The 15,800-nt window shown below is 33.3% G+C and carries 12 protein-coding genes and 1 riboswitch; of the genes, 5 read left to right on the top strand and 7 right to left on the bottom strand.

Annotated elements, in window-relative coordinates; all coding sequences use genetic code 11:
• Positions 1 to 2,098 (bottom strand): NEAT domain-containing protein (locus LQ679_RS05765; protein WP_239762243.1); only part of this gene is annotated, 2,098 nt, incomplete at its 3' end.
• A 197-nt stretch (positions 2,099 to 2,295) separates the two neighbouring features.
• On the bottom strand, positions 2,296 to 3,297 hold the full coding sequence (locus LQ679_RS05770) for an NADP-dependent oxidoreductase (RefSeq protein ID WP_037590618.1): 1,002 nt from the start codon (positions 3,295 to 3,297) through the stop codon (positions 2,296 to 2,298).
• Positions 3,298 to 3,555: 258 nt separating this feature from the next.
• On the opposite strand from LQ679_RS05770, the gene LQ679_RS05775 reads away from it, so the two are divergent.
• Entirely contained in the window at positions 3,556 to 4,935 is a 1,380-nt protein-coding gene (locus tag LQ679_RS05775; RefSeq protein WP_037590619.1) for an amino acid permease, read from the top strand.
• A gap of 97 nt (positions 4,936 to 5,032) precedes the next feature.
• A complete protein-coding gene (locus LQ679_RS05780) occupies positions 5,033 to 5,320 on the top strand; it encodes a putative quinol monooxygenase (protein WP_037590620.1) in 288 nt (95 codons plus the stop codon).
• A gap of 413 nt (positions 5,321 to 5,733) precedes the next feature.
• Here the strand turns inward: LQ679_RS05780 and LQ679_RS05785 are convergent, their stop codons facing one another.
• Positions 5,734 to 7,227, bottom strand: a complete 1,494-nt coding sequence (locus LQ679_RS05785; protein WP_239762244.1) for a CoA transferase — start codon at positions 7,225 to 7,227, stop codon at positions 5,734 to 5,736.
• Between the two features lie 126 nt (positions 7,228 to 7,353).
• On the opposite strand from LQ679_RS05785, the gene LQ679_RS05790 reads away from it, so the two are divergent.
• The gene (locus LQ679_RS05790; protein ID WP_196308402.1) at positions 7,354 to 7,944 is read left to right on the top strand and encodes a TetR/AcrR family transcriptional regulator; all 591 of its coding nucleotides are present in this window, start codon (positions 7,354 to 7,356) and stop codon (positions 7,942 to 7,944) included.
• Between the two features lie 27 nt (positions 7,945 to 7,971).
• Here the strand turns inward: LQ679_RS05790 and LQ679_RS05795 are convergent, their stop codons facing one another.
• The 3 genes from LQ679_RS05795 to LQ679_RS05805 form a co-directional block, all read right to left on the bottom strand.
• Complete coding sequence (locus LQ679_RS05795) at positions 7,972 to 9,291, bottom strand: Nramp family divalent metal transporter (protein WP_239762245.1); 1,320 nt, start codon at positions 9,289 to 9,291, stop codon at positions 7,972 to 7,974.
• A 130-nt stretch (positions 9,292 to 9,421) separates the two neighbouring features.
• Positions 9,422 to 10,690, bottom strand: a complete 1,269-nt coding sequence (locus tag LQ679_RS05800; protein ID WP_126476535.1) for a pyruvate MFS transporter — start codon at positions 10,688 to 10,690, stop codon at positions 9,422 to 9,424.
• A gap of 200 nt (positions 10,691 to 10,890) precedes the next feature.
• Positions 10,891 to 11,706 (bottom strand): MetQ/NlpA family ABC transporter substrate-binding protein, encoded by an 816-nt coding sequence (locus tag LQ679_RS05805; RefSeq protein WP_204173466.1) that lies wholly within the window; start codon positions 11,704 to 11,706, stop codon positions 10,891 to 10,893.
• Positions 11,707 to 11,787: 81 nt separating this feature from the next.
• A riboswitch (SAM riboswitch) is annotated at positions 11,788 to 11,893 on the bottom strand.
• Positions 11,894 to 12,557: 664 nt separating this feature from the next.
• On the opposite strand from LQ679_RS05805, the gene isaB reads away from it, so the two are divergent.
• Positions 12,558 to 13,064, top strand: a complete 507-nt coding sequence (isaB, locus tag LQ679_RS05810) for an immunodominant staphylococcal antigen IsaB family protein (RefSeq protein ID WP_107577122.1) — start codon at positions 12,558 to 12,560, stop codon at positions 13,062 to 13,064.
• Between the two features lie 70 nt (positions 13,065 to 13,134).
• On the opposite strand, the gene LQ679_RS05815 is transcribed toward isaB, so the two are convergent.
• Positions 13,135 to 13,842, bottom strand: a complete 708-nt coding sequence (locus tag LQ679_RS05815) for a MerR family transcriptional regulator (RefSeq protein ID WP_239762246.1) — start codon at positions 13,840 to 13,842, stop codon at positions 13,135 to 13,137.
• A gap of 287 nt (positions 13,843 to 14,129) precedes the next feature.
• On the opposite strand from LQ679_RS05815, the gene LQ679_RS05820 reads away from it, so the two are divergent.
• Positions 14,130 to 15,758 carry an APC family permease gene (locus LQ679_RS05820; protein ID WP_204188179.1) on the top strand — a complete coding sequence of 543 codons (1,629 nt, stop codon included), beginning with the start codon at positions 14,130 to 14,132 and terminating at the stop codon, positions 15,756 to 15,758.
• Positions 15,759 to 15,800 lie beyond the last annotated feature (42 nt).

Below are 15,800 nucleotides of genomic sequence, written 5' to 3' on the forward strand. Positions count from 1 at the left end.
GCTCTGGTGTTGGCTCCGGAGTCGGTTCTGGTGTTGGTTCTGGCATTGGCTCTGGTGTTGGTTCCGGTGTTGGTTCCGGTGTAACAGCTGCATCGCCTAAGTCTTGAATTCTGACATGGTAAGCACCTTCGTAATCTACATTTTCTGTAACGAGATGAATTTTAATGATTGCATTATAGAGTTCTTGACCTTCTACAATAGGGAATAAGATTGTTCTTGTATCTTTTTCACTATCTTTTTCAATAATGATAGGACGTTTATATCCATCTTCACCTTCTACTTGGAAATCTTTCCACATTGAATCATGCTTTAAAGTAACAGCTAACATCTTCTTACCGTCATATTCAACTACTTTAGCAGGATGTTCAACTTCGAAATCCATATGCGATTGTTCATCTTTAGAACTATGCAATACTTTAAAGTTTCTATCTTTTGCTTTTGACATATCTACATTTGTAACAGGTGCTTTTTCAAATTCTGTTACAGCAGATTTTAATTCTTTATCTAATTTTTCTTTAAGTACTTTTAACTCTTCTTGAAGTTGTGGTTTTTCATCATCAGATACTTTATTGATTAATTTTTCAAGTTCACGAACTTTATCTTCTAAAGTTATCGCTTTGTCATATTTCTCTCTATCTTTTTGTTTCTTATACTCGTCTTCTGTAACATAATCAGAAGCGTCTTTAGTAATTGGTTTAGCAAATACGATATGACCAAGTTCATGTTCAGACTTTTCGCCAAATATTAATGAAGAACCTTTTATTTTTAATTCTTTCGTGTTCTCATTAACTTTAACTCTAATAGTTGCGACTTCATTTTCTGTATCAAATGATACAACGTCGTAGTCTAACTTTTTATCACCATCAAAGAGATCAAACTCAACCCATGTAGAAGGCGCATCTACGCGTAACTCTAATACTGGTTGATCACCATCAAAAATCACACTTGCTGGGTCTTTAATCATTGCCCCATAGTAGAACATTTCTGAATCATCTTTCGGGTTGATAACTTTAAAGTTAATTGGTCGTTTTTCACCATCAACTTTTTTATTATGAATGTCTTTGTTTTTAACATCTTCTCTTAATTTTGAAGTTTCTTCTTTTGGCTTTTCTGGTTCTACTTTTGGTGCTTCTGGAACTGCATTATCAAAAATAACACGTGTTGTATATTTGTTATCATAGTTAATAAAAGGTACAACGATATGTACTTTTGATGTAAGTTCTGAAACGCCTGATGGTACTTCAACTTTAACAACACGTTTATCATCATTTTCTTCTAATGTTGTCATATTAAGTTTTTCATCACCATTATATAATTCAAACATCTTCCACCAGCTAGGATGTAATAATGTGAAATTCAAATAGTTTTTCCCATTTTCTTGGCTTAATTTTGAAGGATGTTCTAAATAATCATCCATTACAGATTTTGCATCTTCCGTTTCTTTCTTAACGATAAATCCAAAGTCTTGTGCTTCATTTTCTTCAGATACAGCACTTTTCTCTTTATCATTTGTTGCTTCACTAGTTGCAGTTGAACGTGTTGGTTGAGCAGTAGTTGTTTCTTCAGTTGCTACTTTGTCTTCTGATTCATTCGATTCTTTAGATGAAGTTAATGCTTCCTCGTCTTTAGATACTGTCGTTTCTTTATTTGAAGCTGATGTTTCAGTTTCTTCTTTTACTTCAGTTTCTTTATCTGAACTTGTTTCATCTTTTGTAGCTGTTTCTTCAGAAGCTGGTGTTTCTTCAGAAGCTGGTACGGAGTTTGTATCTTCCGCTTCAGTTACTTCATTTTCTTCAGCTACATCAGTATTAGGAGTAGCTTCTTTATCTGTATTTTCTGATTCTGCTGATTCTGCTGTTTCAGTAGCTGTAGCATCGTTAGCTTCTGATGGCTCACTTTGACTATCATCTGTAGCAGTCGCCGCTTCATTTACTGTATCAACTTTATCTTCCATTGCATTAGCTGTTTGACCTGCTCCTAAAAACAAAGTCGCACCAATTGCAATTGAAGCTATCCCTCCCGACAATTTTCTAATTGAAAAATGATGTTGTTTCTTGATTGTAGAACGATTCTTGTTGTTTTCTTGCTGTTTTGTCATATTCATCTCTCCCGTATTTTAAAGTCGATAATGATAATCGTTATCATTTGTCAATTCAAAATTATACCATCTAATCAAAAATTTAGGAATATATAAATGGATATTTTTGTCATTTTTTTGACAGATTATACTCGTCTAAATGAGTGCACAAAAAAATCAGCTTAGGACATGTTCATCCTAAACTGATTTAACCTTATTTATTCAGCTACTTTAATAACTTGTTTACCAAAATTATCGCCTGTAAATAACTTACGGAATGCATTTGGAATTTGGTCAAATCCTTCATCTATAGTTACTTCGGATTTAATTTTCCCTTCTTGTACCCATTGTGCTAACTGTTCACTTGCTTCTTTAACATCTTCATTAAATTGTGCAACAATGAATCCTTGCATCAATGCTTGGCTTTTAATCAATGTTTGTTGAATACGTGGTCCAATATCTTCGCCTTTAAGATTATATGAAGAAATTGCGCCACAAACTGGTATACGCGCAAATTTATTTAAATGTTTAAACACTTCATCTGAAAGTGCCCCACCAACATTTTCAAAATAAACATCAATACCATTTGGAACGGCTTTTTCTAATGCTTCAGCAAAGTCATCTTTCTTATAATCTATACCTTCGTCAAAGCCTAATGTTTCAGTTAAGTAATTTACTTTCTCTGATCCGCCTGCAATGCCTACTACGTGCGCACCTTTCAACTTAGCAATTTGTCCTACGACAGAACCAACCGCACCAGATGCAGCTGAAACAACTACTGTTTCACCTTCTTGAGGTTTACCAATTTTCAAGAGTCCTTGATAAGCTGTCATACCAGGCATTCCTAGTACACTTAAATATAGATATAACGGTACTTCAGTTGATGGAATTTTAGTAACATATTTTTCATTGATTGTTATATATTTTTGCCAAGGTAAAATACCTGTTACAATATCGCCTTCTTTAAGACCAGAAGCATTTGATTGAACAACTTCTGCAACGATATGGCCGTTAAATGGTTTATCTAATTCATAAGACTGCGTATAACTTTTAGAATCATTCATACGTCCTCTCATGTATGGATCTACAGAAACATATATTGATTTTAATAGCACTTCTTCATTATTTGGTTCTTTCACTTCTATTTCTTCATAACGAAATACATCATCTTGAGGGATACCTTCAGTTCTTTTAGCTAATACAATTTGTTCATTTTTCATGGATTATCCTCCTCATTTATAAAAAACAATTACTTACTTTACGCTTGTCAATATTAAACGTGATTATGAAGTGAGTCAAACAGTCTGTTCAAAAATTGATTTATCTAAACTTTTATCATATTTTATTTAAAATTCACTAAATTTTCAAATTAAATACATAATAATTCCTTTTTAAAAATAAAATTACACTAATAGAATTATTTAAACATATAGAATTTTTAGACAAATCTCTGTATAATTGTCTGCCGGAGGTGCAACATGAATCAATTTTTCAAGAAGAAAGAACACCTTTCTTCTCAATCAAATAAAAAACTTAAAAAAACACTCGGCGCTTTTGATTTAACCATGCTTGGAGTCGGAGCTGTTGTTGGTAGTGGTATTTTCATCTTACCTGGTGAAATCTCCTCTACAATAACTGGTCCTGGAATAATGCTTTCATTTATTATCGCTGCAATCGGATGTGGTTTAGCAGCTTTATGTTATTCTGAATTTTCATCAAAAATTCCACAAGCTGGTAGCGCCTATACATATAGTTATTATGTTTTTGGTGAAGGTATTGCTTGGATATTAGGTTGGGCATTATTACTTGAATATGGCTTAGCAATAGCAGCAGTCGCAAGTGGCTGGTCTTCATATGTCGTTAACTTATTATCTGGTATGAATATCCATGTCGTAAAAGCTTTATCTGGTTCATATGACCCATCTAGTGGTCATTATTTTGATTTACCAGCATTTATTATCATTATGATCATTGGCGCATTATTAATTATTGGCGTAAAAGAATCTACGCGCATCAATAATATTATGGTGATTGTCAAAATAATGGTTGTCCTACTCTTTATAATAGTAGGTATTTTTTACGTTAAACCTGATAATTGGAGTCCATTCTTACCATTTGGTTTCAATGGTGTGTTAACAGGTGCTTCAATGGTGTTCTTTGCATATATTGGATTTGATGCAGTATCATCTGCTGCTGAAGAAGTTAAAAATCCTCAAAAGAACATGCCAATCGGAATTATTGGTGCATTAACGATTTGTACGATTTTATACATTATCGTTTCAGCTGTACTTACAGGTGTCGTACCCTATCAAAATTTAGAAGGTGTTGGCGCACCAGTTGCTTATGCATTACAATCCATTAATCAAAATTGGATAGCTGGATTCCTGTCACTAGGTGCAATCGTTGGTATGACAACAGTTATCTTCGTCATGTCTTATGGCGGAACGCGTTTAATATTCGCAATGAGTAGAGATGGTTTACTTCCAAAAGTATTCTCTAAAACGAATCAAAAACAAACTCCCGTACAAAATACTGTCATACTCACATTATCTATGGGAATCGTATCAGGTCTTGTACCTTTATCAGAACTCGCTTCATTAATTAATATTGGCACTTTATTTGCATTTTGTACCGTTTCAATAGGCGTTCTGTTCTTAAGAAGAAATCGTACATTACCATCAGAAGGCTTTAATGTACCTTTATATCCTGTATTACCAATCGTATCCTTTATCATCTGTTTATACTTGATGACAAACTTAACACGTACAACTTGGATAGCATTTATTATATGGTTTATTTTAGGAATTATCATGTACTTCACGTATGGAATAAGACACTCAAAATTAAGAACCAAATAAATTTTTCAATTCCAAGATTTCAAAATTTACAATTCTATTGCTTTCTGTCATGATTCAAATATAGAAATCAAATTGATAGAGAGAAAGAGGTTATCTTATGTTAATCATAAATGCGAAGTTTGAAGTTCAAGCACAAGCAGTTGAACAATATGAAGCATTGATTAAAGATTTAGTAGCATCATCAAGACAAGAAACAGGAAACATCGGTTACGAACACTTCAAATCAACTGAGTCAGACAATACTTATTTAATGTATGAAATTTGGGAAAACCAAGAAGCTATAGAAGCACATAATAATAGCGAACACTTCCAACAATTTATTAAAAGTGTGAAACCATTATTAGCCGGACCTTCAGATATTAAAGTAAGTGCAAGCAAAGAATAGAACTTACTCATAGCTGAAGAATCCTATAAATAAACGAATAAGCATATCACTTATCTGAGAAACTCAGAAAATAAAGTGATATGCTTATTTTTTGTGTGATTATGACGCGCTAACTTCCATTATTATGAATTGTGGTAATTAGAATGCTGTAACTTCCATTATTCCGAATTGTGGTAGTTAGAATGCTGTAACTTCCATTATTCTGAATTGTGGTAGTTAGAACGCTGTAACTTCCATTATTCCGAATTGTGGTAATTAGAACGCTGTAACTTCCATTATTTCGAATTCTGGTAGTTAGAACGCTGTAACTTCCATTATTTCGAATTCTGGTACTTAGATGGGCGCTCTCTTACGGACATTTCTCGGAATTCTGTCCCTAACGACGCCTATATCAAACTAAATTCAACCACTTTCTACTTCCAAGCTGGTTTATCTGATCCTCTGACCATCAAGACTGTATCGTAATGTCCTGGTGTTTCACTCATTTCTACTTGATCTGTCACGCCTACATATGTTCCAAGTGGTGTTTCTGCTTCAAATTGTTCTGGTGCTACGGCACGATGTTCTTCATTACTATTTGCTACTTCTTGTGCATATGCTTTATCAAATATACCTAAAGACATTAAATACGCAGACACTTTACTTAATGATACAGATACACTATAACTACCGCCTTCTACTGCTCGTCTTTCTAATGCTTTAATTGTACCGAGTTCTAACAACCATGAAATAACATAATCATTTACAACAACAATTGGTGGCAATGCGGGTTGGTCATTTGTTCCTTCTAAACTCATGACACCTGTGACACTTCCTGCCGTCTGATCAAATCCATTTCTATCTGACCATGGTCCAGCATGTCCATGTAAATTAACAGACGCATGTATGATACCTGGTTTCTTCTCTGCTAATGCTTGAGCTGTCACATTGTATTTTTCCATAAATCCATGTCTTTTATTGATGAAGAATATATCTGCATCACTTAGCAATTCATCAAATTTATCTCTATGTGACTGTTGATTTGTAATATCTAAATAAGTTGAACGCATTCCGACATTAGAAGTTAAATACATAGTTTCTACTTCTAACTCAGTTGGTCGCCATACATTGAGTACGTCTGCTCCGTGTAATGCTAAACCTCTACCGAGTCCTGCTCCTGCTATAACATGTCCCATTCCTAATGCTCTTATGCCACTTAATGGTTGTTCTGGGTTCTCAGTGAATGGTATCGGTTCAGATTCTCCTATTTTCTTAATTTCAATGAGTTCTGATTCTGCAATATATTTAAACTGTTCTTCTTCAACAAACTCTTCAACAGAGCGCACGAGCGGCATCACGATACCTTTTTTAGAACCCGCTTCTTCTAGTTCTTTACCATTCCACTGTTTTATCGCTTTAGTAACCGCTTCTTTCGTTCCGCGACAATCTAATAAATCCAATACATGTTCTTTAGCATTTGGATAAGGGTTTAATGGCATTACCCATCTATTATCTTTCGTTTCATAAAAATTAAATCTAAATGGTGTATGTGGATCTTCTTGACCTTTTGCTGGAAATCCCTTTAATGTTTCCCATTTTCTTTCGTAAAAAGGTGATAATCTTTTTAATGCTTTTCTAATATCGACATGTATGTCTTGTCCTTTACCACCTCGAACTTGCCATAAATGTGCTAAAGCGACTGATTTAGCTGCCAAACCTAACCCTGCTAATCCGGCAATTCGCAATGTACTTGGTAACACTGGATCTTTACCATAGAATGTAACATTACCACCACTATCTGCAGTCGTATAACCAACTGAATTAAGAATTTCTTCTAAAGCTGCATTTAAATCAAAGTGGTCGTCAGTTACTCTATTCTGTTTATTATTTAACAACGTTTCTTTCAACATTTCGGCATCTTGTTTCAATTTGTTCTCCTCCAATATTTTTCATATTATTATTATAAAAATGTTCGACTTTAAAAAACAATGTGTGTAAAATGAGAAAAGCAACACATTTTCAAGTTATGTTGCATTCATAAGAAGGTGAACAGTTTGGACAAGAAACAAAAACAATCCAGAAACAAAATTCAGAATGCATTATTAACATGTTTAAATACAACGAGCATTCAATCCATAACAGTTAAACAGTTATGTGAAGAAGCTGAAATCAATCGTTCAACGTTTTATAGACATTATCCATCAATTGAAGTATTAATGTCTCATACAATATCCAGTTACTTTCAACTACTATTCGGTGAGCCTTATAAATTTTATTTAAAACATCATAGCATTAGTGAATCACAATTCTATATCGCTAATAATATCTTTAGCCATATATCCCATAATGCATCTTTCTATCAAACGATGTTCAAACACTATCCTAATTTCTACATCTTGCTTAAAAATCATATCCATCAAAGATACATTATCTTTTTTGAAGATACTGGCGTTCAAAATGACATGATATTAGATAAAGATATTGTCGCTGAGTACGTTGCATCGGCATATGCAGGTATGATACAAGGTTGGGTCATTAGAGCATTAGACACACCACCTGATGAAATGGCACAAAGATTAATCACACTTAATTCTACAGGTCCTATCAAATTATTAATAGACGCAGAGAAAAGGCCAAGGCAATAAAATCATTTGCCTTGGCTTTATTATAAATTACATAAATTCTGATATTGTTTCTACAATTAAATATATATTAAGCACACTTAGAACTACTGCGAGTATCCAAGATATAATATTAACCCATCTTTTATTGACGAATTGTTTACCCATGATGTCTGGATTACTTGTTGCCATGATTAATGGAATAATACTAAATGGTAAAGCTAAACTTAAAAATACTTGTGTGAAAATTAATAAATCTTCTATTTTTGTATCGCTTGATCCGTATAACCATAAACATAGAAATACTGGTATAACTGCGATAACTCTTGTAATGATTCTACGTACCCATGGTTTAAGTTTAATTTTCAAGAAACCTTCCATAACAATTTGTCCTGATAATGTACCTGTTATTGTAGAATTTTGCCCTGAAGCTAATAATGCTATAGCAAATAGTGTACTCATAACAGCGCCACCTATTGCACCGCCTACATGAGAGTGACTTAAAGCATCATATAAATCAAAGAATCTTCCTAAAGCTTCATGACTACCAAAGAATAATGCTGCGCCTAATACTAATAATAAACAGTTAATAATAAACGCAATTGTTAATTGAATATTAGAATCGATTGTTGCATATTTAATCGCACTTTTTTTACCTTTAACTGTTCTTTCATAATTTCTAGACTGAACGATTGATGAATGTAAATATAAGTTATGTGGCATAATCGTTGCACCAATAATACCTAACGCAATATATAAAGCGCCTTTATTCGTAACAATTTCAGAACTTGGTAAAAATCCTGCCATTAAGGAACCAGCATCCGGTGAAGAAAGATACACTTCAAACATAAAGATAATCAGAACTGTAAATATAAGTACACCTACAATTGCTTCTATTTTTCTAAATCCGAGTTTAATAATTAAAAGTAAAAGTAAAACATCTAATACTGTGATCGTTACCCCTAAAGTCAATGGAATGTTAAATAGTAAATTTAAAGCAATCGCACTACCTATTACTTCAGCAATATCAGTTGCCATAATAGCTAATTCAGCTAAAATCCAAGCAAATACACCTAAAAATTTATTGGTCATATGCTCCGTAACTTGTGCTAAATCCATCCCACTTGCTATACCTAATCTTGCACACATGCTTTGTAACAGCATAGCAGATAAACTAGATATTAAAATCACAAATAATAATATATAACCATACTGAGCCCCACCAGACATTGATGTAATCCAGTTACCCGGATCCATATATCCAACTGCTACAAGCAAACCAGGACCTAAATACATTAGGAACTTTCTAAATGCATTTGCTTCAGCATCAAAAGAGACCGTACTATTAATTTCTTCTAAACTTTTGCCCATGTCTAACACCTCTATATCAAGAGGATATACCTATTTATTTAATTTGTAAACATTTTAATTAGGGTAACCTAAACTTTTTGTTATAAAAAAAGAATCCAAAGCACATAACGTGCCTTAGACCCTTAAAATATTATACATTTTCTTCTTTTACTAAAGGATTGTCAGGTTTAATAAAGAACCACATGATGATTGCGAATGCTACTGGAACCATCATTAACTGTAATGTCATTGTCCAACCAATTTTATCTGCTAGTAAACCAGCTAAGATTGGACTTAATAATGCACCAATATTGCCCCATAAGTTCATCCAACCTGAAACTGTACCAGAGAAGTTACGTCCTAAGTCTGTAGCAGTTGCCCAGCTCATACCCATTGATAAACCTACACCACCAAGACATAAAGATAACCAGAAAATATTCATATATAAGTTATCTGTAGCTAACGCAAAGTATAGTGATATACAGAATACAACAAATCCAGAAATTGCGATTACACCACGTGCAACAAATTTAGATTTACCTGTAGATAAAATTTTATCTGAAATTGTACCACCTAGCATAATCAATATAAACATTGCTAACCAAGGAGCACCCGCGATAAAGCCCATTTGTTTAAATTCTACATGATATTCTTCGTGAATATATGTTGGTAACCAAATTAAGAATAATGTAATGACAAATTGTACAACAAAATATTGTGCTGCAATTGCATAGAAACTGAAACGTTTGAAGAATACATTCCAAGGTGCAGTTGTTTTACCTGTATCTACAACGTCACGTGTTTCCATAATAAATCTTTTTTCTGCTTCATTAACCATTTTATGTTGTTCTGGTAAATCTTTAGCGATAATCACCCATAAGATTGCAATTAATATGCCAACTAAACCGAAAATATAAAATACTGCTTGCCAACCAAACGCGTTCATAATTGCGATTGTAACGATTGGAGCGATTACTGGACCGAAGTATGAACCTGCTAATAATGCAGAAGATGCACGACCTTTTTCATTCTTATTAAACCAGTAACTATTAAATACAGCATTTGATGGGTACATAGGCGCTTCACCTACACCAAATAAGAAACGTACTAAGTATAGTAAGCCATGGTTTTTCACAATACCTGTAAGAATTGTGAAAGCACTCCACCATAATAATGCGATTGTTAACATTTTCTTAGGACCAAATTTTTCAGCTAATATCCCTGAAGGTACTTGCATTAATGCATAACCAAGTGAGAAGAATGATGCTAATAGCCCGAATTGAGCTTTGTTCATATTTAAATCTTCCATCATAGGTCCGGCGATAATAGAGATGTTTGAACGATCCATATATGCGATAATCCCTATAATAAAGAATGCAATTGCAAAAAACCATCTTATATTAGTTCTTTTTTCTTTCATAAATATCCAACTTTCTTAATTAATTTCCCTTCAAATTCATGTGGTCATATGATGACTCTATTTATTAATAAGTTGAATATAGCACAAACAGGAAACGCTTACAACATAAATTTTAAAGATTTATAATATTATTTCATTGTGAATAAATACACAAATATATAAAATTAAAACCCAGACATATGCCTGGGTTCACTGCATGATTACTTTTCATATGGGATAACATTATCGCCATATTCATCTTTAATATATTTCTTCATTTCTTTAGACTGTAGAACTTTCAGAAGTTCTTGGAATTTCTTATCATTTTTATGTCCTTCTTTTACAGCTAATATATTCGCAAATGGTGATGACTTATCTTCAATTGCAATCGAATCTTTCACTGGATTCAGTCCGTTATCAATTGCATAGTTTGAATTCATAATGACTAAATCGCCTTCACCACTGTTATATGTTTTAGGTAAAAATTCTGCACCTTGTTTGTTATTAAATTTCAAATTCTTTTTATTTTCTATAATATCATCAAATTTGGCATCTTCAATTTTCACTTTTGGATCTATTTTGATCAATCCTTCATTAACAAAGAATGATAAAAATCTTCCTTCTTCAGCTGGGTTGTTAGACACATAAATTGTTGCGCCATCTGGTAAGTGTTTCAAATCTTTATGTTTTTTACTATAAACTCCCATTGGCGTTGTGAAAACTTTTCCTACCTCTTCAATTTTATATCCATGTGTTGCTTTTTCAGCTTTTAAGTAAGGCACATGTTGAAATAGATTTGCATCAACATCACCTTTATCTAATAATTTGTTAGGCACTTTATAATCATTCACTGTTTTAACTTCTAAGTCATAACCTTTTTCTTTCATTTTTTCTTTAGCATGTTCAACGACATCACCATGCGGAGCCGGAGAAGCAGCAACCGTAATCTTTGTATTTTCACTTCCACTAGACTTTCCACACGCAGCTAATAATAAAATAATACCGATAAAACTAACAAACTTTATGAATTTACTCATATGTATACACGCCTCTTTCCGATATAAAATTAAAAATAAAAAAACTTCCTCTAAAAAATTAGAGAAAGTTAGATAAACCTCCTCTCATCTTCAAAAGTTTAGACAAACTTTATGTGAATTAGCACCTTTCCAAATAGAAGGTTGCTGGGCTTCATAGGGCACATCCCTCAGCCACTCTTGATAAGAGTCTTTTATTATTTTTATTAATCCTATCATTGTACTCAAGATTAGTCAATTTGAAATTTTACACTGATCAATGGGGGTGTTGGATTGGATGGTGGTGATGAGAGCAATAAGATATGTGAGTTGTGTGAAAGTTGGGGGGATTATATAAGTGTGAAGCCATATCTTAGGCTATCTCTTGGCTTTATTTAGCACTTAAGCCACGACTTGCCTCATCTCTTGGCTTTATTCAGCACTTAAGCCACGACTTTGGCTATCTCTTGGCTTTATTCAGTACTTAAGCCATGACTTGAACGATCTCTTGGCTTTACTCGGTATTTAAGCCAAGACTTGGGCCATCTCTTGGCTTTATTCAGCACTTAAGCCACGACTTGGGCTATCTCTTGGCTTTATTCGACACTTAAGCCACGACTTGCCTCATCTCTTGGCTTTATTCAGCACTTAAGCCATGACTTGCCTCATCTCTTGGCTTTATTCGATACTTAAGCCACGACTTGCCTCATCTCTTGGCTTTATTCGGCACTTAAGCCACGACTTGCCTCATTCTAAATAACAAATCCTCCTACTTCACGATTTGATTATCTTCTTTTATATCGGATAGTGTAATATTACAAACATTTTGTCACTTAGCCAACGGATTGTTATATCTATTAAAGGGAGTGGAGACAATGAAGAAAGTTTATCAGTTAATTGGTACGACTGCGTTATCGACGAGTTTATTACTTGGTGTGTCAGCTGTCGAAAATTCTGATCAAGCTATTGCAGCAAATTCAGAGTCAGAAACAACACCTTGGTATAACTATGATGGCTACACATATAATAACCCGTCCTTTGTATTAGATTATGATTTTGTAGAAGCACTTTATGCAGATAATGTAACGATTAATGGTTACCAAACGGAATATGATGCTAAAACAGGCACTGGTGGTCATTCATCTAAAGTCTATGACACGACAATATTAAAAGACGACAATGGTAAAGTTGGTACAATCATGTTTGATGTTAAATCTGGCGTTGTTACAAAAGCTGAATTTAAAAAAGCACATGAAGCAACGATGTTAGTTGATGAAGGAGACCAATATTTAAAATATGGTACTTTAAATCAACATTACCTCGCCTCTTTTGATAAAGATGGTTATTTAGTTCATATGGAAATTGGTGTTATTCCTCAATAATTGATATGTTCATATTAAAATAAGCGAGATAGAATTCTGATTCCACAGCGTTCTATCTCGCTCTTTTTCATTATTCATGTGTCTCGATACAAAAACTTTCTACATTACAATGTGGACATAATAGCTTTCTTGTTTGATAAGTATGATTAGATTTGAACCATTCTGAGAAGATCGGTTTAAATTCATTTTGGCAATTTGGACATAAGTAATTTACAACAGCATAATATTTCTTAACGGCAAATGCTGCATACAATAGTACGAACGGATAAACGATGATAACTGGTTTCCATTTTTTCTGTGTTATAGCCATGGCAATGCTTGTATATTGACCAATGCCGACAATCATAGATACAAACATAAATTTGCTTCGGAATTTTTTCATTAGTTGATGCTTTTTAGATTTATTTTGTAAATTTAAGATATTAGATACTGGATATTCACTTTCTTCACTTATATTCTTTTTAATAAATTGAATTTGTTTCAATTGGTCAGTTTCGTTTTTAATATTTTCCTCTAGTTCAATGATTTTTTCACTTAACAGTACATTGAGTGTGTTGATAGACTCATTTGATTTCAACAATTCTTTAATTTCTTTCAAAGAAAAATTCATACCTTTCAAAATCAATACAATCTTTAATTGATTCAAATCCGCTTCTGTATATAATCTTCTATTATTCTCAGATGTCTCACTTGGACTGACAATGCCTTTCTTATCGTAATACTGTACTGTACGAACTGTTACATGACATCTCTTAGCTACTTCGCCTGTAGTCATCATATTAACCACTCCTTGTATTATTAGATTTTATATTTATATTCTATTTTATGACGTAGCGTCACAATCAACTTAAAAATACAAATTAATTTACTTTATAGCCGGTCAGACTGCCGGAACTCTAAAAACCTGTCATTCCTATAAAATTGGTGCGTACGGCGATTTGAAAACGCTTGATATTTACAACGGAATTTGACTATTAATTTTATAAGCGTATAATATTGTCCCGTGCTTTAATTTTAACAATAAAAACAAACAAAAATTGATTAAAAATTAGAATGGGAGATTGGATGAGTAATCATAACGAAAACAAAAAAATTAACTTGACCCAACTCGTACTATTAGGACTTGGTTCTTTAATCGGTTCTGGATGGTTATTTGGGGCATGGGAAGCATCATCAATTGCAGGTCCTGCCGCAATTATATCTTGGGTAATAGGCTTTATTGTTATAGGATCGATAGCTTATAACTATATTGAAATTGGAACAATGTTCCCACAATCTGGTGGTATGAGTAACTACGCGCAGTATACACATGGTTCACTGCTTGGTTTCATAGCATCATGGGCAAACTGGGTATCATTAGTAACGATTATCCCTATCGAGGCTGTATCAGCTGTTCAATACATCAGCTCTTGGCCATGGGATTGGGCTAAACCTACTAGCCAACTTATGCATGATGGTTCAATTAGTAATATTGGATTATTTGCAGTATTTATTATCATTATTATTTTCTCATTATTAAATTATTGGTCAGTTAAACTATTAACATCATTTACAAGTTTAATATCATTCTTCAAATTGGGTGTGCCACTTGTAACGATTATTATGTTAATTATTTCTGGATTTGATACTGGAAACTACGGTTCATCAATAGGAGAATTTATGCCGTATGGTAGTGCACCAATATTTGCTGCGACAACAGCTTCTGGTATTATATTCTCATTTAATGCATTCCAAACAATTATTAATATGGGATCTGAAATTCAAAATCCTGAAAAGAATATTTATAAAGGTATATTAATTTCACTTTCTTTAAGTGCTGCATTATATATTATTTTACAAAGTACATTTATTACATCTATGCCAGCAGACATGCTTTCTGAAAGTGGTGGTTGGAGCGGTATTAATTTCGACTCACCATTTGCTAACTTAGCCATCATATTAGGATTAAACTGGTTAGCTATTCTATTATATTTAGAAGCCGTTGTATCGCCATTTGGTACAGGGGTTTCATTCGTAGCAATTACTGGCCGTGTATTACGTGCAATGGAGAAAAACGGTCATATTCCTAAATTCTTAGGTTCTATGAACGAAAAATACAACATTCCACGTGTCGCAATTGTATTTAACGCTATCGTTAGTATGATTATGGTTTCTTTATTTAGAGATTGGGCAGTATTAGCAAGTGTTATCTCTACAGCAACACTTGTTGCATATTTAACTGGTCCAACAACTGTTATTTCATTAAGAAAAATGGCACCGAATATGCATAGACCATTCCGTGCGAAAATGCTTGGCTTTATGGCACCATTTTCATTTGTTGTTGCATCACTCGCAATATATTGGGCTATGTGGCCAACAACAGCACAAGTTATATTTATTATCATTTTAGGTTTACCAATTTACTTCTTCTATGAATATAAGACAAATTGGACAAATACAAAAAAACAAATTGGTGGTAGTATTTGGATCATCGCATACCTTATCATTCTTGCTTTCTTATCATTTATCGGAAGTAAAGAATTTAACGGACTTAATTGGATCCACTACCCATATGATTTCATCGTCATTGCAGTTGTTGCACTTGTATTCTATAAATTAGGTACAACAAGTTACTTTGAAGGTATTTATTTCAAACGCGCGAAGAAAATCAATAAAAAAATGAAAGAAAACTTACCAGATGAAACTCAAGAATAATGATTAATTAAAAGCAATCGCTAATCGAGCGATTGCTTTTTT

Source organism: Mammaliicoccus sp. I-M35 (genome assembly GCF_022386455.1).
In the GTDB taxonomy this organism is placed as follows: Bacteria; Bacillota; Bacilli; order Staphylococcales; family Staphylococcaceae; genus Mammaliicoccus; species Mammaliicoccus sciuri_A.

Excerpts from the sequence above, each read along its gene's own strand:
- LQ679_RS05770 (WP_037590618.1), bottom strand. The coding sequence starts at position 3,297 with ATGAAAAATGAACAAATTGTATTAGCTAAAAGAACTGAAGGTATCCCT.
- LQ679_RS05775 (WP_037590619.1), top strand. The coding sequence starts at position 3,556 with ATGAATCAATTTTTCAAGAAGAAAGAACACCTTTCTTCTCAATCAAAT.
- LQ679_RS05780 (WP_037590620.1), top strand. The coding sequence starts at position 5,033 with ATGTTAATCATAAATGCGAAGTTTGAAGTTCAAGCACAAGCAGTTGAA.
- LQ679_RS05795 (WP_239762245.1), bottom strand. The coding sequence starts at position 9,291 with ATGGGCAAAAGTTTAGAAGAAATTAATAGTACGGTCTCTTTTGATGCT.
- LQ679_RS05800 (WP_126476535.1), bottom strand. The coding sequence starts at position 10,690 with ATGAAAGAAAAAAGAACTAATATAAGATGGTTTTTTGCAATTGCATTC.
- LQ679_RS05805 (WP_204173466.1), bottom strand. The coding sequence starts at position 11,706 with ATGAGTAAATTCATAAAGTTTGTTAGTTTTATCGGTATTATTTTATTA.
- isaB (WP_107577122.1), top strand. The coding sequence starts at position 12,558 with ATGAAGAAAGTTTATCAGTTAATTGGTACGACTGCGTTATCGACGAGT.
- LQ679_RS05815 (WP_239762246.1), bottom strand. The coding sequence starts at position 13,842 with ATGATGACTACAGGCGAAGTAGCTAAGAGATGTCATGTAACAGTTCGT.
- LQ679_RS05820 (WP_204188179.1), top strand. The coding sequence starts at position 14,130 with ATGAGTAATCATAACGAAAACAAAAAAATTAACTTGACCCAACTCGTA.